This window comes from Streptomyces radiopugnans (assembly GCF_900110735.1).
Classification (GTDB): domain Bacteria; phylum Actinomycetota; class Actinomycetes; order Streptomycetales; family Streptomycetaceae; genus Streptomyces; species Streptomyces radiopugnans.
This window is the reverse complement of the sequence record NZ_FOET01000001.1, coordinates 795,896-817,353: the sequence shown is the minus strand read 5'-3', so window position 1 is coordinate 817,353 and position 21,458 is coordinate 795,896. Positions and strand designations below refer to the sequence as shown.

Below are 21,458 nucleotides of genomic sequence, written 5' to 3'. Positions count from 1 at the left end.
TTCTAGCCCCGCCGGTGCAGGCCCAGATTCTCGTAGATCTCCAGCGTCGCCGTGGAGTGGTTGAGCGTGATGAAGTGGAGTCCGGGGACGTCCTCGGACATCAGCCTCGCGCACAGCTCCGTGGCGTACTCGATTCCCAACGAGCGTACAGCGGCCGGATCGTGCTCCACCGCGAGGATGCGTTCGGCCAGGTCCGGAGGGAAGGCGGCGTTGCTCAGCTTCGCGAACCGCTCGATCTGCCGCACGCTCGTGACGGGCATGATCTCCGGAATGATCGGGACGTCGCAACCCGCGGCGGCCACCCGGTCGCGCAGCCGCAGGTAGTCGTCCGCGTAGAAGAACATCTGCGTGATGGCGTAGTCGGCGCCGGCCCGGCACTTGGCCACGAAGTGGCGGATGTCACTGTCCCAGTCCGCCGAGCGCGGGTGCATCTCGGGGAAGGCTGCCACACCGACGCAGAAGTCCCCCGACTCCTTGATGAGCCGGACGAGCTCGGCGGCGTAGGTGATGCCCTGCGGATGCGGTACCCACTCGCCGGTGGGGTCGCCGGGCGGGTCGCCGCGGACGGCGAACATGTTGCGGATGCCGGCGTCCGCGTACTGGCCGATGACGTTGCGCAGCTCGGCCACCGAGTGGTCCACCGCGGTGAGGTGGGCGACCGGGGTGAGGGTCGTCTCGGTGGCGATCCGCTCGGTGGCCCGCACCGTGCCCTCCCGGGAGGAGCCTCCGGCGCCGTAGGTCACCGACACGAAGGTGGGGGCGACGGCCTCGACACGGCGGATGGCGTTCCAGAGGGTGCGCTCGCCCTTCTCCGTCTTGGGCGCGTAGAACTCGAAGGAGTACGAGCGCTCACCGGAGGCGAGCAGCTCGCGGACGGTTCGCGCGCGATCCGTCCTGGTGGAAGGGGTACCGAGGGCCATGTCGGCAGGCTAACCGGCGCCCCGGCCGCACACCGCATCCCCGGGGCGATATGTCTTTTTGGCCCGCTTGCCGTCCAGTGGGTGGACACCCGCCCCGGGCGGGGCCGCCTCAGGCCGACCGCAGCCGCGCGGCGAGGTCCGCGGCGGCGGCTCCCGGGTCGTCCGCCTCGGTGATCGCGCGGACCACCACCACCCGCCGCGCCCCGGCCTCCAGCACCCGGTCCAGGTTGGAGGCGTCGATCCCGCCGATGGCGAACCAGGGCCGCTCCGGCCGCAGCCGCGCGGTGTACCGCACCAGGGAGAGCCCCGGGGCGGGGCGGCCGGGCTTGGTGGGGGTGGGCCAGCAGGGGCCGGTGCAGAAGTAGTCCACGCCCGACTCGGACAGCGCCGCGTCCACCTCGGCCTCGGCGTGGGTGGAGCGGCCGATCAGGACGCCGTCGCCCAGGATCGCGCGGGCGGCCGGCACCGGCAGGTCGCCCTGCCCCAGGTGCAGCACGTCCGGGCCGGCGGCGTGGGCGACGTCCGCCCGGTCGTTGACCGCCATCAGCTTCCCGTGGCGGCGGCAGGCCTCGGCGAGGACGGCCAGGTGCTCCAGCTCCTCGGCGGCCTCCAGGGACTTGTCGCGCAGCTGCACGATGTCGACGCCGCCGGAGAGCGCGGCGTCCAGGAACTCAGCCAGGTCGCCGCGCTCCCTGCGCGCGTCCGTGCACAGGTACAGACGGGCGTCGCCGAGCCGCTCGCGTGCGGTCGCTGCCATGCGGGAATCCCCCCCGGAACGAGGCGTGCGGGCCTCGGCGCCCGGGTGGGCGCCGGGACCCGCACGCCGGTGATCGGTCGTACGGTTCGCCGTGTCCGGCCCTGCCGGGCCGGGTCGTCCGCGGTGGCCGCGCCGCTCAGACGGCCAGCGCCTGGGCGCGCCGCTTCACCTCGGTGCCGCGATTCTCGCGCAGGGCCTGCGCCGGGGTGCCGGGCAGGGTGTCATCGGGCGTGAACAGCCACTCCAGCATCTCCTCGTCACTGAAGCCGTCGTCCCTGAGCAGCGTGATGGTCCCGGTCAGGCCCTTCACCACCCGGCCCTCGCCGATGAAGTCGGCGGGCACCTGGAGCACCCGGTTCTCACCGCGGCGCACCGCGATGAGCTGGCCCTCCCTGACCAGCTGCCGCACGCGCGTCACCTCGACGCCGAGCCTCTCGGCGACGTCGGGGAGGGTGAGCCAGGCCGGGACGAGAGCATCGGTCTTCGCGTCAATCTCGTTCACGAGAACCAGCCTGCCATCTGCCACCGACAGCCACTAGCGGGCCGCGCTCTTAAGGGGGACGGACGGGTCGGCGGCCCGCACCGGGTCCAGGGCTGTGCCGCGTTCGATCAGCTTCCGCCCCTGGGCCAGGTCGCGCGGGCGGCCCACGGCCAGCAGGGCGCGCAGCACACCGCCGCGCAGCCAGCACACCGACCAGGCCGCGTCCGCCGGATCGCCGCGCCACAGCATCTCGTCGTCGCCGGTGTGGTGGCCCGCGTACTGGACGAAGCGGCCGAACTGCTCGGACCAGAAGTACGGCACCGGGTCGTACACCGGCGTCTCGGCCTGTCCGGAGACCAGGCCCGAGGCGACCGTGCGCGGCCCCTGGAGCGCGTTGTCCCAGTGGTGGACCAGCAGGCGGCGGCCGTAGCGGGCCGACGGGTAGGAGGCGCAGTCCCCGACGGCGTGGACGCCGGGGGCGGAGGCGCGCAGCCGCTCGTCGGCGAGGACCGAGCCGTCCTCGCCCAGCGCCACGCCGGAACCCGCCAGCCAGCCGGTGGCCGGGCGCGCGCCGATCCCGACGACGACCGCGCCCGCGGTCAGCACCGAGCCGTCGGACAGCTCCACCTCGCACACCGGGTCGTCCGGCGTGCCGGACGCGGCGACGCCGGTGACGGCGCACCCGGTGCGCAGTTCGGCACCCGCCTCGCCGTACCAGGCGCGCATCCGGGCCGCGACGGGCGGCGGCAGCGCCCCGGCCAGCGGCTGGTCCGCGGCCTCCACCACGGTCACCCGGCAGCCGGCCTCGCGGGCCGCGGTGGCGAACTCGGCGCCGATCCAGCCGGCCCCGACGACCACCACCTCCCGGCGCCCGGCGAGCACCGGCCGCAGCCGCTCGGCGTCGTCGAGGGTGCGCAGCAGGTACACCCCGGGGACGCCCTCGGCGCCGGGCAGGGGGATCGGCTCGGCGCCGGTGGCGACGACCAGGCCGTCGTAGGGCACCGGGCCGGCGTCGGTGTCCGCCTCCCGGTCGCCGGTGCGCAGCCCGGTGACGGCCGTGCCCAGGCGCAGATCCACCTCCAGCGCGCCGAAGTCGACGTCGAAGGCGGACCCGGGCGCCCTGCCCAGCAGCACGGCCTTGGACAGCGGCGGCCGGTCGTACGGCCGGTGGGGCTCGGCGCCGACCAGGGTGATCCCTCCCGGCCAGCCCTGCTCACGCAGCTGTACGGCGGTCTGCACCCCGGCCATCCCGGCGCCGACGACGAGGATCCGCTGCCTGCTCTGCTGCTCGGTTCGCACGCTCACGCGATCACTGTAGGAGGTCGGGGCGGGCCGCCGGGCAGCCGCGCGGCGGGGCCCGGTGAGACCCCTGCCACAGCCGCCGCGCCGCCGGCGCCCGTACCGCCCTTCAGCCCCGGCGGGCGCGCGGATAGGGTGGCCGGCGTCCGGGGAGACGGGAAGGCCCCCGGACCGAACCAGCGGACCGGCGAACCAGAAGAAGCGCGGGAGCCCGGCGCACCGGGCTGAGAGGGAGGCTTGCGCGGCCTCCGACCGTACGAACCTGATCCGGGTCATTCCGGCGAAGGGAGGGGCACTGCACCATGCACGTGCTGATCATCGGCGGTGGCGTCATCGGGCTGGCCACGGCCTGGCGGACCGCCCTGCGGGGGGCGCGGGTCGCGGTCGTCGACCCGGCGCCGGGCGGCGGCGCCGCCCAGGTGGCGGCCGGGATGCTGGCGGCCGTCACCGAGCTGCACTACGGCGAGGAGTCCCTGCTCGCCCTCAACCTGGCCTCGGCGCGCCGCTATCCGGCCTTCACCGCCGAGTTGGAGGATGCCTCGGGCCTGGGGACCGGCTACCGCGCCTGCGGCACGCTGGCCGTCGCCCTGGACGCCGACGACCGGGCCCATCTGCGGGAGCTGCACGCGCTGCACCGGCGCTGCGGGCTGGAGTCGGCGTGGCTGACCGGCCGCGAGTGCCGCCGTCTGGAGCCGATGCTCGCTCCCGGTGTGCGCGGCGGGCTGCGCGTGGACGGCGACCACCAGACCGATCCGCGCCGGCTGACGGCCGCCCTGCTGGCCGCCTGCGAGCGGGCCGGGGTCCGTTTCGTGCGGCAGCGGGCCGAGCGGCTGTCCCTGTCCGGCGACCGGGCGGCCGGGGTGGTGCTGGCCGACGGCACCGCGCTGGAGGCCGACCAGGTGGTACTGGCGGCGGGCAGCGAAAGCGGCCGGCTGGCGGGGGTGCCCCGGGAGGTGCTGCCGCCGGTGCGCCCGGTCAAGGGCCAGGTCCTGCGGCTGCGGATCCCCGGTCCGTACGCCCCCTTCCTCTCGCGCACCGTGCGGGCCCTGGTGCGCGGCGGGCACGTCTACCTGGTGCCGCGGGCCGACGGCGAGCTGGTGCTGGGCGCGACCAGCGAGGAGCAGGGCTGGGACACCACCGTGACGGCCGGCGGCGTCTACGAGCTGCTGCGCGACGCGCACGAGCTGGTGCCCGGCATCACCGAGCTGCCACTGGTGGAGACCCGCGCGGGGCTGCGCCCCGGCTCCCCCGACAACGCCCCGCTGCTCGGCCCGACCGCCCTGCCCGGCCTGCACCTGGCCACCGGCCACCACCGCAACGGGGTGCTGCTCGCCCCGGTCACCGGCGACGCCCTGGCCCAGGTCCTGACCACCGGCGAACTCCCCGAGGAGGCACGCCCGTTCACCCCCCGGCGCTTCGACCGCACGCTTCAGGAGAGCCCCGTATGAACACCGGCGCACCCCGTACCGCCGCCACCGTCACCGTCACCGTCAACGGCGAGCCGCGCGAGATCGCGGCCGGTCTCGCCCTCGACGCGGTCGTGGCGTCCCTGACCACCGCGTCCGCAGGCGTCGCCGCGGCCGTCAACGAGACCGTCGTGCCGCGCGGGCAGTGGCCGTCGACCCCGCTGGGCGAGGGCGACCGGGTCGAGGTCCTGACCGCTGTGCAGGGAGGCTGAGGAGAACCATGGCGGACGACATCCTCACCATCGGCGGCACCGCCTTCACCTCCCGCCTCATCATGGGCACGGGCGGCGCGCCCAGCCTGGACGTGCTGGAGCGGGCGCTGCTCGCCTCGGGCACCGAGCTGACCACCGTGGCGATGCGGCGCCTGGACCCGACCGTCTCCGGCTCGGTGCTGTCGGTGCTCAAGCGGCACGGCATCCGCGTGCTGCCCAACACCGCCGGCTGCTTCACCGCCGGGGAGGCCGTGCTCACCGCCCGGCTGGCCCGCGAGGCGCTGGGCACCGACTGGGTCAAGCTGGAGGTCGTCGCCGACGAGCGCACCCTGCTGCCCGACCCGGTGGAGCTGCTGGAGGCCGCCGAGACGCTGGTCGACGACGGCTTCACCGTCCTGCCGTACACCAGCGACGATCCGGTGCTGGCGCGGCGGCTGGAGGACGTGGGCTGTGCGGCGGTCATGCCGCTGGGCTCGCCCATCGGCTCCGGTCTGGGCATCCGCAACCCGCACAACTTCCGGCTCATCACCGAGCGGGCGTCCGTGCCGGTCATCCTGGACGCGGGCGCGGGCACCGCCTCGGACGCCGCCCTCGCCATGGAGCTGGGCTGCGCGGCGGTGATGCTGGCCTCCGCCGTCACCCGCGCCCAGGAGCCGGTGCTGATGGCCGAGGCGATGCGGCACGCGGTGGAGGCGGGGCGGCTGGCGTACCGGGCGGGCCGGATCCCGCGCCGCCACTTCGCGCTGGCGTCCTCGCCGGCGGAGGGGATGGCGGACCTCGATCCGGAGCGGCCGGCCTTCGGGTGACCGGTCTTCGGCTGACCGGCCCGCGGGCGGCCGTCCGCGGTTCCCCTCCCGACATCGCGGCGCGGCGGCGGTTTCGTCACCGTTCCGCCGCACTCCGGTGCGCCTGCGCCGGTTCGGTCGGCCGTGCGGGCGGCGGCTCGTAGACTCTGCGCCGTGGACACGACCCTTCGGGACCCGTTGATCGGGCACGTGCTCGACGGCCGGTACCGCGTGGAGGCGCGGATCGCCGTCGGCGGCATGGCCACGGTCTACCGGGCGGTGGACACCCGGCTGGACCGGGTGCTCGCCCTGAAGGTGATGCACCCCTCCCTCGCGGCCGACGCCTCGTTCGTCGGCCGGTTCATCCAGGAGGCCAAGTCCGCGGCCCGTCTGGCCCACCCCAACGTGGTGGGGGTCTTCGACCAGGGCGAGGACGGGGGCTACGTCTACCTGGCCATGGAGTACGTCCAGGGCTGCACGCTGCGCGACGTGCTGCGCGAGCGCGGGGCGCTCCAGCCGCGCGCCGCCCTGGACGTCCTGGAGGCCGTGCTCGCCGCGCTGGGCGCCGCCCATCTGGCCGGCCTGGTGCACCGCGACGTGAAGCCGGAGAACGTCCTGATAGGGGACGACGGGCGGGTGAAGGTCGCCGACTTCGGCCTGGTGCGGGCCGTGGGCTCCCAGACGTCCGCCTCCACCGGCTCGGTGCTGGGCACCGTCTCCTACCTGGCGCCCGAGCAGATCGAGAACGGCACCGCCGACGCCCGCGCGGACGTCTACGCCTGCGGCGTGGTGCTGTACGAGATGCTGACCGGCTCCAAGCCGCACGCCGGCGGCACTCCGGCCCAGGTGCTCTACCAGCACCTCCAGGAGGACGTCCCGGCCCCCTCGGCCGCCGTGCCCGGCCTCGCCCCCGCCCTGGACGGCCTGGTGGCCCGTACCACCGCCCGCGACCCCGGGCGGCGGCCGGCCGACGCCGTGGAGCTGCTCGCCGAGGTCGGGGCCGTGAAGGAGGCGCTGACCGGCGAGGAGCTGGACGCGCTGCCCCCGGCCGCCGCCGGCCGGGGCGGCTCCCGCCCTCCCGCCGGCTCCGAGGACAGCACCGCCGTCCTCCCGCGCCGCGCGCCGGAGGCCGCCGCCGGCGCCGGTCCGGAGGAGACCGGGGGCGCCGGGGAGGCGCTGAACCGCACCGCCGTCCTGCCCCGGCCGGCCGCCGTACGGACGGAGCCGGGGGAGCCCGGGGGGCCCGGACCGGGCGCGCGCCGCCGGCGGGGTGCGGGCCGCGGATCCGGACGTTCGGTGCCCGCGCTGGTCACCGCCGTCCTGCTGGTCGTCGGCGCGGTGCTGGGCGTCTGGTACATCAACTCCGGGCAGTTCACCAGGACTCCCGGGGTGCTCGACATGACCGAGGCCCAGGCCAAGCGGACGGTCGAGGAGGCCGGGCTGGAGTGGCGGATCGTCCGGGACTACAGCGACACCGTGGAGCGGGGCCATGTCATCGGCACCGATCCCGGCCGCGGTGAGCGCATCCGCGGGAACGGCACGGTGACCATCACCGTCTCCCAGGGCCCGGAACGGGTCGAGGTCCCCGATGTGACGGGCGACACGCCGGACGAGGCGCGCCGGAAGATCAAGGCCGCCGGGCTGGAGCCCGGCATGGTGACCAGGGAGTTCTCCGGGAAGGTGGAGCGGGGCTCGGTGGCCCGCACCGATCCCGGGGCGGGCAGTGTGCGCCGTCCGGGCACGGCCGTGGCGCTCGTCCTCTCCAAGGGCGCGCGGGTCGAGGTGCCCGGCGTCGTCGGCGAGGACGAGGGCACGGCCCGGCAGCGGCTGGAGGAGGCCGGGCTGAAGGTGCGGACGGCCCCGGAACGGGTGTTCTCCGAGGAGGACGAGGGCACGGTCGCCCGGCAGTCGCCCCGCGAGGGCGCGGTCGCGGCCGAGGGCGACACCGTGACGCTGACCGTCTCCAAGGGGCCGGAGATGATCGAGGTCCCGGACGTGGAGGGGCTGGAGGAGGACGAGGCCCGGCGGTCCCTGGAGAAGGCGGGCTTCGAGGTGAGGGTCCGCAGGGTCTTCTTCACCGGCACCGTCTTCGACCAGTCCGTCGCCGCCGGCGAGCGGGCCCCGCGCGGCTCGGAGATCACCGTCTGGGTGCGCTGAGCGGAGCGCACCGGCCCGGCCGGGCCGACCCGAGCGCAGCCGTCCGGGCACGGAGGGTTGCTTGAACGGGCAGCCGTTGTGAACCGTCCCATAGGACCCAGATCACTTACGAAGCCGCATAGTGGACACTGCGACCGCCTGAACTGCCGAGATCGGCCCTCGCGGGCCCGTTCCGCCGGATATCCACGACTCCGGGTAGTACTTCGCGTTTTTGTCCTCATAAGTTCCGGCCGCTAACAATGCAACGGTCGCCAGCGCCGAGGGAGCAACCCGGCGCAACCCCGCTCGGCCCCATGGCCGGCCCGGCTGATCCGGCTCCGCGACGCAAGCGATCGGAAGAGGTCCTCCTCCCCCATGTCCGTGTTCCGCGTTCTCGAACAGTTCCGCGTGTCCGGCGCCGCCCGCATGACCGGCACCCACAGGTTCTCCGCCATCGGCGTCGCCGCGGCCACCGGCGCCGCCACCCTGGCGCTCGGCCTCGCCCCGGCGGGCGCCGAGCAGGCCACCCCCTCGCCCGGCGGGAAGCCCGCGTCCGCGCCGGTATCGCTCCCGGGGGAGCAGGCCGCCCAGGCCGAGGAGCTCGCCACCGGGCAGGGCGGCCTGCGGGCGCAGTTCTCCGGCTCCTACCAGCAGGCCCAGGCCGAGGCCCGCGAGGCCGCCGCCGAGAAGGAGCGCCGAGCCGGGGAGAAGGCCGCCCGGGCCGAGGAGAAGGCCGAGCGCGAGGCCGCCGCCGACCGCGACTCCACCCGCGAGAGGGCCGCCGACCGCTCGCACGACCGCGGCGGCTGGGGCGACGGCGGCAACTGGGGCGAGCGCGACAGGAAGTCCCTGGAGCGGGCGTACGAGCGCGAGCAGCGCGGCGCCGCCTCCTACCCGGACAACCTGGACGGCTGGATCCGCGAGGCCCTGGCCATCATGGAGCGCGAGGGCATCCCCGGCACCTACGAGGGCATCCACCGCAACATCATGCGCGAGTCCAGCGGCAACCCGCGGGCCATCAACAACTGGGACGTCAACGCCCGCAACGGCGTGCCCTCCAAGGGACTGCTCCAGGTGATCCAGCCCACCTTCGACGCCTACCACGTCGAGGGCACCAAGTACGACCTGTACGACCCGGTGGCCAACATCGTCGCCGCGTGCAACTACGCCGCCGACCGGTACGGCTCCATGGACAACGTCGACTCGGCCTACTGACCGGCTGCCGGCCGAGGGCCTTCGCGGACGGCCCGGCGGCCCGCTCACCACGAGCGGGCCGCCGGGCCGTCCGCCGCGGGGGCCTGGCACCCTCGATGTGTGAGCACCGCACCTTCCCCGCACGACGCCCTCCCCTCCCCCTCCTCCACGCCCGCCCCCGCGTCCCGCCGCGCCCGCAACCCCGTCGGCAGCCATGTCGCCGTCGCCGGCGGACTCGCCGCCAAGGGCCTGGCGTACGCCCGTGAGATCAGCGCCGAGACCGTGCAGGTCTTCGTCGCCAACCCGCGCGGCTGGGCCACCCCGGCAGGCGACCCGCGGCAGGACGAGGCCTTCCGCACGGCCTGCGCGGACGAGGGGATCCCGGCCTACGTCCACGCGCCCTACCTGATCAACTTCGGTTCGCACACCGAGGCCACGGCCGAGCTGTCCGCGACCTCCCTGCGCCACTCGCTGCGGCGCGCCCGGCGGATCGGCGCCCTGGGCGTGGTCGTCCACACCGGCTCGGCCACCGGCGGACGCGACCGCGCCACGGCGCTGGCCCAGGTGCGCGAGCGGATGCTGCCGCTGCTGGAGGAGCTGGATCCGGGCGAGGACTCGCAGGACCCGTGGCTGCTGCTGGAGCCGACGGCGGGCCAGGGCGCCTCGCTGTGCGCGCGGGCCGAGGACCTGGGCCCCTATTTCGACGCCCTGGAGCGGCACCCCCGGCTCGGGGTCTGCCTGGACACCTGCCACGCCTTCGCCGCCGGGCACGACACGGCGGCCGGGGGCGGCATGAAGGCGCTGCTGGACGAGGTGGTGGCGGTGGCAGGCGAGGGGCGGCTGCGGCTGATCCACGCCAACGACTCCAAGGACGTCGCCGGCGCCCGCAAGGACCGCCACGCGAACATCGGCGCGGGCCACATCGGCGCCGAGCCCTTCCGCGAGCTGTTCCGCCATCCGGCGACCGAGGGCGTGCCCCTGGTCATCGAGACCCCGGGCGGCAGGGAGGGGCACGCGGCGGACGTGGCCCGGCTGAAGGAACTCAGGGGCTGACGCGGCGCCCGGAGGGCGGGAGGAGGGCCGCGGGGAGGGCGCGGAAGAGGGCCGCGGGGACGGGTGGCGGACGGCTACGGCTCTGGGCCGTCGCCCGGCTCCTCCTGGTACGAGTAGCGCTGCTCGCGCCAGGGGTCGCCGATGTTGTGGTAGCCGCGCTCCTCCCAGAAGCCCCGGCGGTCGGTGGTCATGTACTCCACGCCCCGCACCCACTTGGGGCCCTTCCAGGCGTACAGATGGGGTACGACCAGCCGCAGCGGGAAGCCGTGCTCGGCCGTGAGCGGCTCACCGGCGCGGTGGGTGGCGAAGAGCGTGTGGTCGGCGGTGAAGTCCGCCAGCCGAAGGTTGGCGCTGTAGCCGTACTCGGCCCACACCATCACATGGGTGACCTCCGGCGCGGGCGGCGCGAGGCCGAGGAGCGTGCGGGTGCGCACCCCGCCCCACTCGACGCCCAGCATGCTGAACCGGGTGACGCAGTGCAGGTCGGCGACCACGGTCTCATGGGGCAGCGCGGAGAACTCCTCGTGCCTCCAGCGGTACGTGCCCCCGTCGGCGGTGGCCCCGAAGACACGGAACTCCCAGCGCTCGGGCCGGAACCTGGGGACCGGGCCGTAGTGCGTCACCGGCCAGCCGCGCTGGACCCGCTGCCCCGGCGGAAGCTGGACACGCTCCCCTTCGCGGCTTTCCGGCTGAACCATGCCTCCATGGTGACAGACCGCCGGGGATGCCCGTGACCGCGCCCGCACCGCGACCCGGCAAGGGGGCGAACCGTTACGATATCGGCGAATGCCCGCCTACTGGATCAAAACGGTCGATAGTGCGAGGATGCGCCCATCCGGCCGGGACCTCTAGGTAAGGACACGTCGGCATGCAGGGCGACCCCGAGATCATCGAGTTCCTCAACGAGCAGCTCACCGCCGAACTGACCGCGATCAACCAGTACTTCCTCCACGCCAAGCTGCAGGAGCACAACGGGTGGACGAGGCTCGCCAGGTACACCCGGGCCGAGTCCTTCGACGAGATGCGGCACGCGGAGCGGCTGACCGACCGCATCGTCTTCCTGGAGGCGCTGCCCAACTACCAGCGGCTCTTCCACGTGCGGGTGGGCCAGACCGTCACCGAGATGTTCCAGGCCGACCGCCAGATCGAGGTCGAGGCGATCGACCGGCTCCGGCGCGGGATCCAGGTGATGCGGGCCAAGGACGACATCACCTCGGCCAACATCTTCGAGGACATCCTGGCGGACGAGGAGGAGCACGTCGACTACCTCGACACCCAGCTCCAGCTCGTCGAGAAGCTCGGCGAGCCGCTGTACCTCGCCCAGCAGATCGAGCAGCCGGACCCGGACTCGCACACGGGCGCGGGCTCGGCGGCGAGCTCGTACTGACGGCTCCCCGCGCGACCTGCTCGCGCCTTCCGTGCGGCCTCAGGCCGCGGCCGCGGCCCGCTCGGGCGCGGCCGGTACGGCGGAGAGCGCGGCTCCGGCGCGGGAGGAGGCGCCGGCCGCCTCGCGCCGCGGGCACCCGCCGCGGCCCAGCAGCCCCTGGATGCGGCGCACGCACGAGCCGCAGTCGGTGCCCGCCCTGCTGGCGGAGGCTATCTGGCGCGGGGTGCAGGCCCCGGAGGCCGCGTGTTCGCGGATCTGCTCCTCAGTGACACCGAAGCACGAGCAGACGTACACGCGGTCACCTCCACGGAAGACGGGTCGAACGCCCCGGCCGGACATCCCGGCCGGGAGGGTGAGGTAACCCTAACCTAACCTGCGGGTCGCCGGCACGACAGTGCCGTGGGGCGCGGATCGCTGTGATCCGCGCCCCACGGCACTGCTGTGTTTCGGTGCGCCTCGGCGCGTTCCGGTGCCTACCGGCTGGTGCCTACCGGTGCGCCCGGTGCCCGCCGCTCACTGGTCGCGGTACATCTCCGCCACCAGGAACGCCAGGTCCAGCGACTGACTGCGGTTCAGCCGCGGGTCGCAGGCGGTCTCGTAGCGCTGGTGCAGGTCGTCGACGAAGATCTCGTCGCCGCCGCCCACGCACTCGGTGACGTCGTCGCCGGTCAGCTCCACATGGATGCCGCCAGGGTGGGTGCCCAGGCTCTTGTGGACCTCGAAGAAGCCCTTGACCTCGTCCAGCACGTCGTCGAAGCGCCGCGTCTTGTGCCCACTGGCCGCCTCGAAGGTGTTGCCGTGCATCGGGTCGCACACCCACACCGGCTGCGCGCCGGAGGCCGTGACCTTCTCCACCAGGGTGGGGAGCCTGTCGCGGATCTTGTCGGCCCCCATCCGGGTGATGAAGGTCAGCCGGCCCGGCTCGCGGTCCGGGTCCAGCCGGTCGATCAGCGTCAGGGCGTCCTCGGGCGTGGTGGCGGGCCCGAGCTTGACCCCGATCGGGTTGCGGATGCGGGAGGCGAACTCGATGTGCGCGCCGTCCAGCTGGCGGGTCCGCTCGCCGATCCACACCATGTGGCCGGAGACGTCGTACAGGTCCCCCGTGCGGGAGTCCACCCGGGTCAGCGCGGACTCGTAGTCGAGGATCAGCGCCTCGTGCGAGGCGTAGAACTCCACCGTCTTGAACTCCTCCGGGTCCACCCCGCAGGCGTTCATGAAGTTCAGCGCCCGGTCGATCTCCCGGGCCAGCGCCTCGTAGCGCTGGCCGGAGGGGGAGTTCTTCACGAAGTCCTGGTTCCAGGCGTGCACCTGGCGCAGGTCGGCGTAGCCGCCGGTGGTGAAGGCGCGCACCAGGTTCAGCGTCGCCGAGGAGGCGTGGTACATCCGCTTGAGCCGCTGCGGGTCCGGGGTGCGGGCCTCGGGGGTGAACTCGAAGCCGTTGACCGAGTCGCCCCGGTAGGAGGGCAGGGTCACCCCGTCGCGGGTCTCGGTCGGCTTCGAGCGCGGCTTGCTGTACTGCCCGGCGATCCGGCCCACCTTCACCACCGGGACGGACCCGGCGTAGGTGAGCACGGCCCCCATCTGGAGCAGCGTCTTGAGCTTGTTCCTGATCTGCTCGGCGGAGACGGCGTCGAAGGCCTCGGCGCAGTCGCCCCCCTGGAGCAGGAACGCCTCGCCCTTGGCGACGGACGCCAGGCGGGCGCGCAGCTGGTCGCACTCGCCGGCGAAGACGAGCGGCGGATAGGACTCGAGCTCGGCGATCACATCGCGCAGAGCCTCGGAGTCCGGCCAGTCGGGCTGCTGCGCCGCGGGTAGGTCTCGCCAGGTGCGGGCACCGGCGTCGGGTTTGGCGTTCACGGTCACGCGTCCAGATTACGGGGTGGGCTCCGCCCCTCCCCGTTCCTGACCGATGGGTGAGACGGAGTCTGCGGGGGCGGGCCGGGCGGGGATAGAGTGCGGAGCATGTCCGCGCAGACGACAGTGCCGGCCGTGACGGCCGCAGCCTGGTGGTGGCCCGCCTCTCCGGCGGCCCACCGACGCGCGCACTGATCCGTACGACGCGAAGGCCGCCCGAGGGGGCGGCCTTCACCGTTTTCGCCGGCAGCCGGCGCGCGGGCCGTTCCCTCCCCCGACAGGAAGGAACGACCCGCTGTGAGAGACCGCACGAACGCCCCCGGCGCCGGCGTCACCGCGAGCGCCCTGGTGGAGCGCCTGCTGGCCGACGACTGCCCGCCCTTCGCCCTGCTGCTGCGCCGCACCCCCGGCCGGGACGGGCGCACCGTCGAGGTGCTGCTCGGACAGGTCGGCGAGGCGGAGCGGCTGGCCGACATCCCCGCCGACGGGCCGGGCACCCTCGCCCTGGTGCCGTTCCGGCAGATCCGCGAGCGCGGCTTCGAGGCGGCCGACGACGGCACTCCGCTGTCGGTGCTCGTCCCCGACGAGATCCACGAGGTGCCCCTGGACGCGCTGGCGGCCGCGCTGCCCGGCCACGCGGTCCACGTCACCGGCGGGGGCTTCGACGTGAGCGACGGCGCGTACGAGGAGATCGTGCGCCGGGTGGTCGAGGACGAGATCGGCGCCGGCGAGGGCGCCAACTTCGTCGTCCGCCGCACCTACCGGGGCGTGATCGAGGGCTACGGCAGGGCCGACGCGCTGGCGCTGTTCCGGCGGCTGCTGGCCGGGGAGCGCGGCGCGTACTGGACGTACGCCGTGCACACCGGCGAGCGCACCCTGGTGGGGGCCAGCCCCGAGGTCCACGTCCGGATGAGCGGCGGGACGGTGGTGATGAACCCGATCAGCGGCACCTACCGCTATCCGGCCGGCGGCCCGTCCGCGGAGGGCCTGCTGGAGTTCCTCGGCGACCGCAAGGAGACCGAGGAGCTGTCGATGGTGGTCGACGAGGAGCTGAAGATGATGTGCGCCGTCGGCGACATGGGCGGCGTGGTGGTCGGGCCGCGGCTGCGGGAGATGGCCCACCTGGCGCACACCGAGTACGAGCTGCGCGGCCGCAGCACCTGGGACGTCCGCGAGGTGCTGCGCGAGACGATGTTCGCCGCGACCGTCACCGGCAGCCCGGTGGAGAACGCCTGCCGGGTGATCCGGCGCCACGAGGAGGGCGGGCGCGGCTACTACGCGGGCGCGCTGGCGCTGATCGGCCGGGACGGCGGCGGCGCCCAGACGCTGGACTCCCCCATCCTCATCCGCACCGCCGACATCGACGCGGCCACCGGCGAGGTGCGGGTCCCGGTGGGCGCCACGCTGGTGCGCGCCTCGGACCCGGCGGGCGAGGTCGCCGAGACCCATGCCAAGGCCGCCGGGGTGCTGGCCGCGCTGGGTGTGCGGACCGGACCGGCCGGGACTGCCGGGACCGCGGGTCCGGAGGGGGAGGCTGGGATCACAGCCGGGGGCGCGGCCGGGGAGGCCGTACGGCCGCGCCTGGCGGACGACCCGCGGGTGCGGGCCGCGCTCGACGCGCGGCGCGCGGACCTGGCCCCGTTCTGGCTGCGGATGCGGACGCCCTCCCCCGGCACCGGCACCGGCCCGGTGCGCGGCCGGGCGCTGGTGGTGGACGGCGAGGATTCCTTCACCGCGATGCTGGCCCACCTGCTGCGCTCCACCGGGCTGGAGGTGGCGGTGCGGCGGTACGACGAGCCGGGTCTGCGCGAGGCGGCGCTCGCGCATCCGGGCCCGGTGGTGCTCGGCCCCGGCCCGGGCGATCCGCGCGACGCCGCCGACCCGAAGATGCGGGTGCTGCGCCCGCTCGCCGCCGAACTGCTGCACGGCCACCGGCACGGGCTGCTGGGGGTCTGCCTGGGGCACGAGCTGATCGCCGCCGCGCTGGGCCTGGAGCTGGTCCGCAAGGACGAGCCGTACCAGGGCGCGCAGGAGCGGATCGACCTGTTCGGCACCGAGCGGACCGTCGGCTTCTACAACTCCTACACCGCCCGCTGCGACGCGGCGCGGGAGCGGGAGCTGGCCGCGGACGGGGTGGAGCTGAGCCGCGACCCGGTCCGCGGGGACGTCCACGCGCTGCGCGGGCCGCACTTCGCCGGGGTGCAGTTCCACCCCGAGTCGGTGCTGACGCTGGAGGGGGCGCGGATCACGGCCGATCTGCTGGCCGCCGTCCTGGTCTGAGGGCCCGCCGGGCCGGCCTTCCGTCCGGGGCCGGCCCGGCGGCGCCCCGGACGGAAGGTCAGCCGAAGAAGACGCCCGCCTCCTCGTACAGCGAGGGATCGACCGTCTTCAGCGTGGAGGACGCCTCCGCCAGCCGTACGCGGGTGATCCGGGTGCCCTGCAATGCCGTCATCGCCCCCCAGTCGCCCTGGTGCACCGCGTCGATCGCGTGCAGGCCGAAGCGGGTGGCCAGCCAGCGGTCGAACGGACTGGGTGCGCCACCGCGCTGGAGGTGGCCGAGCACGGTGGTGCGGGACTCCTTGCCGGTGCGCCGCTCGATCTCCCTGCCCAGCCACTCGCCCACTCCGGAGAGGCGGGCGCGGGGGTCCGCGCCCGGCAGCGGCGTGGTGCCGCGGCGCAGGGTGACCTCGCCCGACTCGGGCAGGGCGCTGTCGGCGATGACGACGATCGGGGCGTAGGTGGCCCGGAAGCGGGACTCGACCCACCCGCACACCTGGTCCACGTCGAAGGGCTGCTCGGGGATGAGGATGCAGTTGGCCCCGCCCGCCAGGCCCGAGTGGAGGGCGATCCACCCGGCGCTGCGCCCCATCACCTCCACCACCAGCACCCGCTTGTGGGACTCGGCGGTGGTGTGCAGCCGGTCGATGGCCGCGGTGGCGACGCCGACGGCGGTGTCGAAACCGACGGTGTAGTCGGTGAGGGGGATGTCGTTGTCGATGGTCTTGGGCACGCCCACCAGGGGGACGCCGTGGTCCTCGGCGAGCCGGGCCGCGATGCCGAGCGTGGCGGTCCCGCCGACCACGATCAGGGCGTCCAGCCGGTGGCGGGCGAGGGTGCCCAGCACCCTGTCGGTCCCGTCGTCCTCCGCCAGGGGGTTGGTGCGCGAGGAGCCGAGGATGGTGCCGCCGCGCGGCAGGGTGCCGCGCACGGCCCGGATGTCGAGCGGCACGGTCTCGTCCCGCAGCACACCGCGCCAGCCGTCGCGGAACCCGGTGAACTCGTCGCCGTACTCCTGCACCCCCTTGCGGACGATCGCGCGCAGCACCGCGTTGAGTCCGGGGCAGTCGCTGCCGCCGGTCAGCACTCCGACCCGCATGAGTCTCCCTTCTCCGCCCGGTTTCCCGGTTTCCGGCCTCCTTCGGCGGGTTCCCCCGATCCGGCGGAACCACCGGCCGCCCGCCCCGGCCACGCTAGCGGCGGTACGGGCGGCGGGTGCGGCGGAACACCGCGGCGGGCGGTGGACGGCGGGGCGGCGGATGACTCAGGCGTCGTCCAGGCCGCGTTCGATCGCGTAGCGCACCAGCTCCACCCGGTTGTGGAGCTGGAGCTTGCCGAGCGTGTTCTGCACGTGGTTCTGCACGGTGCGGTGCGAGATGACCAGCCGCTCGGCGATCTGCTTGTACGACAGCCCCTTGGCCACCAGCCGCAGCACCTCGGTCTCCCGCTCGGTCAGCCGGGGCGCGCCGGGCTCATCGGGCCTGCGCGGCGCGGGGTCGCCGGCCAGCCGCCGGTACTCGCCGAGCACCAGCCCGGCCAGCCCCGGCGTGAACACCGGATCCCCCTCCGCGGTGCGGCGCACGGCCTCCAGCAGCTCCTGCGTGCTCGCCGACTTCACCAGATAGCCCGTCGCCCCGGACTTCACCGCCTCCAGCACGTCCGCGTGCTCGCCGCTCGCGGAGAGCACCAGTACCCGGGGGCCGGTGGGCCCGCCGCCGGGACCGGAGCCGACGAGCTGCCGGCACACCTCGACGCCCGGCAGTCCGGGCAGGTTGAGGTCGAGGACGAGTACGTCCGGCTCGACGGCCCTGGCCCGGCGCACCGCCTGGGGCCCGTCCCCGGCGGTGGCCACCACGTCGAAGCCCGCCTCGGCGAGGTCCCGGGCGACCGCGTCCCGCCACATCGGGTGGTCGTCGACGACCATCACCCGTACGGCCCCGCCGCTCCCCGCGCCGCTCTCACCTGTTGTGCTGGTCATCCTTGGGCACCCTCAGCTCGACTTCCGTTCCCTGCCCCGGCACCGACAGCAGCTCCGCGCTGCCGCCCAGATCGCGCAGGCGCCCGCGGATGGAGAGCGCCACGCCCATGCGGCCCTCGGCCTCCGCGTCCTCCAGGCGCCCCGGCGGGATGCCGGGCCCGTCGTCCCGGACGGTCACCACCACGGCGTCCGGCTCGTCCTCCAGCAGGATCCACGCCTGCGCCTCCTCGCCCGACGGTCCCCGCGCGTGCCTGCGCACATTGTCCAGGGCCGCGCCGACCGCCGCCGCCAGTTCCCCGGCCGCCGCCGAGGGCAGCGGCACCGGGGCGCCGGGCTCGGCGAAGGAGACCCTGCTCCCGGCGTACGCGGACAGCAGCGCGCGCACATCGCAGACCTCCCCGCCCTCCCCGTCCTCTCCGCCCCTCCCCTGCGGCGGTACGGCGGCCGGGGGGGGCCGCAGCACGGTCCCCGGCGGCGCGGGACGCGGGGGCCTCGGGCACCACGCCGCTGGAGACCAGCGTGCGCAGCGCCGCCTCCTGCTCCCCCGCCAGCCGCCCCAGCTCGGCCGCCTCGCCGCCGATGGCGGTGCCGCGGCGCTGCACCATGGCCAGCACCTGGAGCACGCTGTCGTGGATGTCCCGGGCCAGGCGCTCCCGTTCGCGGGTGGCGGCCTCGATCCGCAGCGCGCGGGCCAGGGTGCGCTCACTGGCGCGGGCCACCTCGACGACGTAGCCGATGGCGATGCTCGCGATGCACACCAGCAGCACGTCGTGCACGGTGTCCTGCGCGAAGCCGCCCGTCGCGGCCACGTTGGCGGCGCCGACCAGCAGCGAGGCCCCCGCGGCCCAGCGCCAGCCCTTCTTGATCGCGAAGCCGAGCACCGCGCCGGCCGTCCATATCGACGGCAGGGTGGGGCCGCCCGCGTCGATGCGCGCCTGGGTGTCCACCACCGGTGTCAGCAGGATTCCGGCGAGCGCGACGGCCAGTTCCACCGCCAGGAAGAGCGGGGTGCACCGCTCGGCGCCGGAGACCCGGCGGACGGTCGCCAGCGTCCACACCGCCAGGACGGCGAGATAGGCGCCCGCGCCCAGTGGATGGACGTACTCGCCGTACGCGTGGGCGTACAGCGCCAGCGCGTACCCCATGGTGAGCACCCGGTAGGCCGTCAGCGCCCTCCACAGCGGCTGCTCGACGGACATCCCCGCGGCCATCGCCACGCCCCCGTACCTCCCCCGGCGGCTCCTAGGCCGCTCTGTCGTCGCCCCCGCCGTCCCCGGCTGACTTCCCGGTTCCCCCGGCTCCCCCGGATTCTCCGCCCTCGCGGGCCCTCTCGCCCCCGCGCGCCTTCCCGGCCCTGTGCCGCGCCGCGCGCTCGGCCTTCTCCGCCTTCTCCCGCTCCGCTATCTGCCGCTTGGCCGCCGTGGCGTACATGTCGACGTACTCCTGGCCGGACAGCTTCATGATCTCGTACATGACCTCGTCGGTGATCGACCGCAGGACGAAGCGGTCGCCGTCCATGCCCTGGTAGCGGCTGAAGTCCAGGGGCCCGCCGATCCGGATGCCGGGCCGCATCAGCTTCGGGACGACCTTGCCCGGCGGCTGGATCTTCTCGGTGTCGATCATCGCGATGGGGATGACGGGCGCGCCGGTGGCCAGCGCCACCCGGGCCAGTCCGCCCGGCTTGCCGCGGTAGAGGCGGCCGTCCGGGGACCGGGTGCCCTCGGGGTAGATGCCGAACAGCTCGCCGCGTTCCAGCACCTGGATGCCGCTGCGGACCGCGGCCTCGCCCGCGCCCCGTCCGCCCGAGCGGTCCACCGGGAGCTGGCCGATGCCCTTGAAGAACGCCGCCGTCAGCCGCCCCTTGACGCCCGGGGTGGTGAAGTACTCCGCCTTGGCGATGAAGGTGACCTTGCGGTCCAGGACGGCGGGCAGGAAGAAGGAGTCCGAGAACGACAGGTGGTTGCTCGCGAGGATGGCCGGCCCCTCGGCCGGGATGTTCTCCAGGCCCTCCACCCAGGGGCGGAACGCGAGCCTGAGCCCGTTCCCGAGGGAGAGCTTCATGACGCCGTACAACAACCGAGGAACCTCCTGTGTCTGCCGGTAAGACCATATCCCGCCGGGACCGCTCTCCCTCCCTCGTTCCGCTCCCGCGCGGGCCGTCCGGCCTACCCGGTCACCGCGCGCACGCGTAGGGTGGCAGCATCCCCGCCCATGCCGGGCGCCCCACCGAGTCGACCACCGAACGGAGATCCACGGTGCCCCTGCTCCCCGGTGCCGAACCGCTGCGCCACGACGGCGGCGAGGTCGGCGTCCTGCTGTGTCACGGTTTCACCGGCTGCCCGCAGTCGATGCGCCCCTGGGCCCGCTATCTGGCCGAGAGGGACCTGACCGTCTCGCTGCCGCTGCTGCCCGGCCACGGCACGCGCTGGCAGGACCTGGCGGTCACCGGCTGGCAGGACTGGTACGCGACCGTCGACCACGAACTGCGGCGGCTGAGCGAACGCTGCGAGCAGGTCTTCGTCTGCGGCCTGTCGATGGGCGGGGCGCTCGCGCTGCGGCTGGCCGCCCTGCACGGCGACGCGGTCAGCGGGGTCGTGGCGGTCAACCCGGCGGCGACGCTCCCGCGGATCCAGGGGTACGCGCTGCCGGTCCTGCGCCACCTGCTCCCCTCGACCAGGGGCGTCACCGGCGACATCGCCAAGGAGGGCGTGGTGGAGGTCGGCTACGACCGGGTGCCGCTGCACGCCGCGCACTCCCTGTACGAACTGCTGCGGACGGTGCGCGGGGAGCTGCCCCGGGTCACCCGGCCGCTGCTGCTCCTGCACAGCCGGGTGGACCATGTCGTGCCCCCCTCGGACTCGGCGCTGATCCTCGACCGGGTCTCCTCGCGCGACGTCACCGAGACGGTGCTGGAGCGGAGCCTGCACGTGGCCACCCTGGACCACGACGCGGAGCGGATCTTCGCGGACTCCTACGGATTCATCACCCGCCTCACAGCGAGGAAGACGGCACGTGACGGAGCGTGAGCAGGGCCGCGGCGAGGGCCAGGAGCCCCTGGACGAGGAGGCCGCCTGGGCCCAGATCGTGGCCGCCTACGGAGAGGAGCCCGCGAGCCCTCCGCACGAGGAGCGGCGGGGCGGCGAACTCGTCGGACCGGGCGAACCGGGCGGACCGGGTGAACCGGGCGGGGCCGAGGAGACCGGTGGCTCCGGCGAGCGGGGCGGGTCCGGCGGCCCCGGCGAGGAGGGCGGCGAGCGCTCCGGGCCGGAGGCCGGCGACTCCGCGGCACGCAGCTTCACCGTGTACGCGGCCGGTTCCGGGCCGCGCGACTGGAGTCCGGCCGAGCCCTCCGACGGCGACCTCGGAGAGGACGACGAGGGCCACTTCGTGCCGCCCGAGCCCCCGCCGCTGCCCAAGGGGGACCCCGCGAGCCGCTTCGCCTGGCTGGCGGTCCTGGGCGGCCCGCTGCTGCTGATGCTGACCATCCTGTTCCAGCAGCCGGTGACGTGGTGGATCGCCACCCTGGGCATCGGCGGGTTCCTGGGCGGTTTCGCCGCGCTGGTGATGCGGATGCGCGACGACGAGGACGACGACCTCGACGACCCCGGGCGCGGCGCGGTGGTCTGACGGACCGGACCGGAAACGGCCGACCGGCCCGG

At 74.6% G+C, this 21,458-nt stretch carries 20 protein-coding genes, 1 pseudogene and 1 riboswitch; of the genes and pseudogenes, 10 read left to right on the top strand and 11 right to left on the bottom strand.

What is annotated here, in order from left to right:
• Positions 1-2 precede the first annotated feature (2 nt).
• The 4 genes from metF to BMY40_RS03560 form a co-directional block, all read right to left on the bottom strand.
• Complete coding sequence (gene metF, locus BMY40_RS03575) at positions 3-920, bottom strand: methylenetetrahydrofolate reductase [NAD(P)H] (protein ID WP_093655187.1); 918 nt, start codon at positions 918-920, stop codon at positions 3-5.
• Between the two features lie 109 nt (positions 921-1,029).
• The gene (thiE, locus tag BMY40_RS03570) at positions 1,030-1,677 is read right to left on the bottom strand and encodes a thiamine phosphate synthase (protein ID WP_093655185.1); all 648 of its coding nucleotides are present in this window, start codon (positions 1,675-1,677) and stop codon (positions 1,030-1,032) included.
• A gap of 136 nt (positions 1,678-1,813) precedes the next feature.
• Positions 1,814-2,179 carry an Rv2175c family DNA-binding protein gene (locus BMY40_RS03565; RefSeq protein WP_093655183.1) on the bottom strand — a complete coding sequence of 122 codons (366 nt, stop codon included), beginning with the start codon at positions 2,177-2,179 and terminating at the stop codon, positions 1,814-1,816.
• A gap of 33 nt (positions 2,180-2,212) precedes the next feature.
• On the bottom strand, positions 2,213-3,406 hold the full coding sequence (locus BMY40_RS03560; protein WP_245769857.1) for an NAD(P)/FAD-dependent oxidoreductase: 1,194 nt from the start codon (positions 3,404-3,406) through the stop codon (positions 2,213-2,215).
• A gap of 244 nt (positions 3,407-3,650) precedes the next feature.
• A riboswitch (TPP riboswitch) is annotated at positions 3,651-3,763 on the top strand.
• Between BMY40_RS03560 and thiO the strand changes: the two genes are divergently transcribed.
• The 6 genes from thiO to BMY40_RS03530 all read left to right on the top strand — a co-directional run bounded on the left by thiO (position 3,760) and on the right by BMY40_RS03530 (position 10,303).
• Positions 3,760-4,905 carry a glycine oxidase ThiO gene (gene thiO, locus BMY40_RS03555; protein WP_093655181.1) on the top strand — a complete coding sequence of 382 codons (1,146 nt, stop codon included), beginning with the start codon at positions 3,760-3,762 and terminating at the stop codon, positions 4,903-4,905. It overlaps the preceding riboswitch by 4 nt.
• Positions 4,902-5,135, top strand: coding sequence for a sulfur carrier protein ThiS (gene thiS / locus BMY40_RS03550; RefSeq protein ID WP_093655179.1), 234 nt, complete (start codon positions 4,902-4,904; stop codon positions 5,133-5,135). Before thiO ends, thiS begins: the two co-directional genes overlap by 4 nt.
• A gap of 8 nt (positions 5,136-5,143) precedes the next feature.
• Entirely contained in the window at positions 5,144-5,941 is a 798-nt protein-coding gene (locus BMY40_RS03545) for a thiazole synthase (RefSeq protein ID WP_093655177.1), read from the top strand.
• A gap of 153 nt (positions 5,942-6,094) precedes the next feature.
• Positions 6,095-8,077: a Stk1 family PASTA domain-containing Ser/Thr kinase gene (gene pknB / locus BMY40_RS03540; protein WP_177213850.1), complete on the top strand. Its 1,983-nt coding sequence runs from the start codon at positions 6,095-6,097 to the stop codon at positions 8,075-8,077.
• A gap of 354 nt (positions 8,078-8,431) precedes the next feature.
• On the top strand, positions 8,432-9,271 hold the full coding sequence (locus BMY40_RS03535) for a transglycosylase SLT domain-containing protein (RefSeq protein WP_245769810.1): 840 nt from the start codon (positions 8,432-8,434) through the stop codon (positions 9,269-9,271).
• A gap of 99 nt (positions 9,272-9,370) precedes the next feature.
• Positions 9,371-10,303, top strand: coding sequence for a deoxyribonuclease IV (locus BMY40_RS03530; protein WP_093655175.1), 933 nt, complete (start codon positions 9,371-9,373; stop codon positions 10,301-10,303).
• 74 nt (positions 10,304-10,377) lie between these two features.
• Here the strand turns inward: BMY40_RS03530 and BMY40_RS03525 are convergent, their stop codons facing one another.
• Entirely contained in the window at positions 10,378-11,001 is a 624-nt protein-coding gene (locus BMY40_RS03525; protein ID WP_093655173.1) for a sulfite oxidase-like oxidoreductase, read from the bottom strand.
• Positions 11,002-11,171: 170 nt separating this feature from the next.
• Between BMY40_RS03525 and bfr the strand changes: the two genes are divergently transcribed.
• Complete coding sequence (bfr, locus tag BMY40_RS03520; RefSeq protein WP_093655171.1) at positions 11,172-11,690, top strand: bacterioferritin; 519 nt, start codon at positions 11,172-11,174, stop codon at positions 11,688-11,690.
• 39 nt (positions 11,691-11,729) lie between these two features.
• On the opposite strand, the gene BMY40_RS03515 is transcribed toward bfr, so the two are convergent.
• Both BMY40_RS03515 and BMY40_RS03510 read right to left on the bottom strand, forming a co-directional pair.
• A complete protein-coding gene (locus BMY40_RS03515; protein WP_245769809.1) occupies positions 11,730-11,984 on the bottom strand; it encodes a (2Fe-2S)-binding protein in 255 nt (84 codons plus the stop codon).
• 219 nt (positions 11,985-12,203) lie between these two features.
• Positions 12,204-13,553: a class II 3-deoxy-7-phosphoheptulonate synthase gene (locus BMY40_RS03510; RefSeq protein ID WP_093655167.1), complete on the bottom strand. Its 1,350-nt coding sequence runs from the start codon at positions 13,551-13,553 to the stop codon at positions 12,204-12,206.
• 288 nt (positions 13,554-13,841) lie between these two features.
• On the opposite strand from BMY40_RS03510, the gene BMY40_RS03505 reads away from it, so the two are divergent.
• Entirely contained in the window at positions 13,842-15,824 is a 1,983-nt protein-coding gene (locus tag BMY40_RS03505) for an anthranilate synthase family protein (protein ID WP_177213849.1), read from the top strand.
• A 58-nt stretch (positions 15,825-15,882) separates the two neighbouring features.
• Here BMY40_RS03505 and BMY40_RS03500 read toward each other — a convergent pair whose 3' ends face one another.
• The 4 genes and pseudogenes from BMY40_RS03500 to BMY40_RS03485 all read right to left on the bottom strand — a co-directional run bounded on the left by BMY40_RS03500 (position 15,883) and on the right by BMY40_RS03485 (position 19,860).
• Positions 15,883-16,920 carry a 6-phosphofructokinase gene (locus BMY40_RS03500; protein WP_093655165.1) on the bottom strand — a complete coding sequence of 346 codons (1,038 nt, stop codon included), beginning with the start codon at positions 16,918-16,920 and terminating at the stop codon, positions 15,883-15,885.
• Positions 16,921-17,085: 165 nt separating this feature from the next.
• Positions 17,086-17,799 carry a response regulator gene (locus BMY40_RS03495; RefSeq protein WP_093655163.1) on the bottom strand — a complete coding sequence of 238 codons (714 nt, stop codon included), beginning with the start codon at positions 17,797-17,799 and terminating at the stop codon, positions 17,086-17,088.
• Positions 17,780-19,010 (bottom strand): annotated as a pseudogene (gene macS / locus BMY40_RS28400) (MacS family sensor histidine kinase). Before macS ends, BMY40_RS03495 begins: the two are co-directional and overlap by 20 nt.
• Positions 19,011-19,041: 31 nt before the next feature.
• Positions 19,042-19,860 (bottom strand): lysophospholipid acyltransferase family protein, encoded by an 819-nt coding sequence (locus BMY40_RS03485; protein ID WP_245769808.1) that lies wholly within the window; start codon positions 19,858-19,860, stop codon positions 19,042-19,044.
• Positions 19,861-20,054: 194 nt separating this feature from the next.
• Between BMY40_RS03485 and BMY40_RS03480 the strand changes: the two genes are divergently transcribed.
• Together BMY40_RS03480 and BMY40_RS03475 are read left to right on the top strand one after the other, a co-directional pair.
• Positions 20,055-20,825: an alpha/beta hydrolase gene (locus BMY40_RS03480; protein WP_093655161.1), complete on the top strand. Its 771-nt coding sequence runs from the start codon at positions 20,055-20,057 to the stop codon at positions 20,823-20,825.
• On the top strand, positions 20,812-21,426 hold the full coding sequence (locus tag BMY40_RS03475) for a hypothetical protein (RefSeq protein WP_093655159.1): 615 nt from the start codon (positions 20,812-20,814) through the stop codon (positions 21,424-21,426). Before BMY40_RS03480 ends, BMY40_RS03475 begins: the two co-directional genes overlap by 14 nt.
• Positions 21,427-21,458 lie beyond the last annotated feature (32 nt).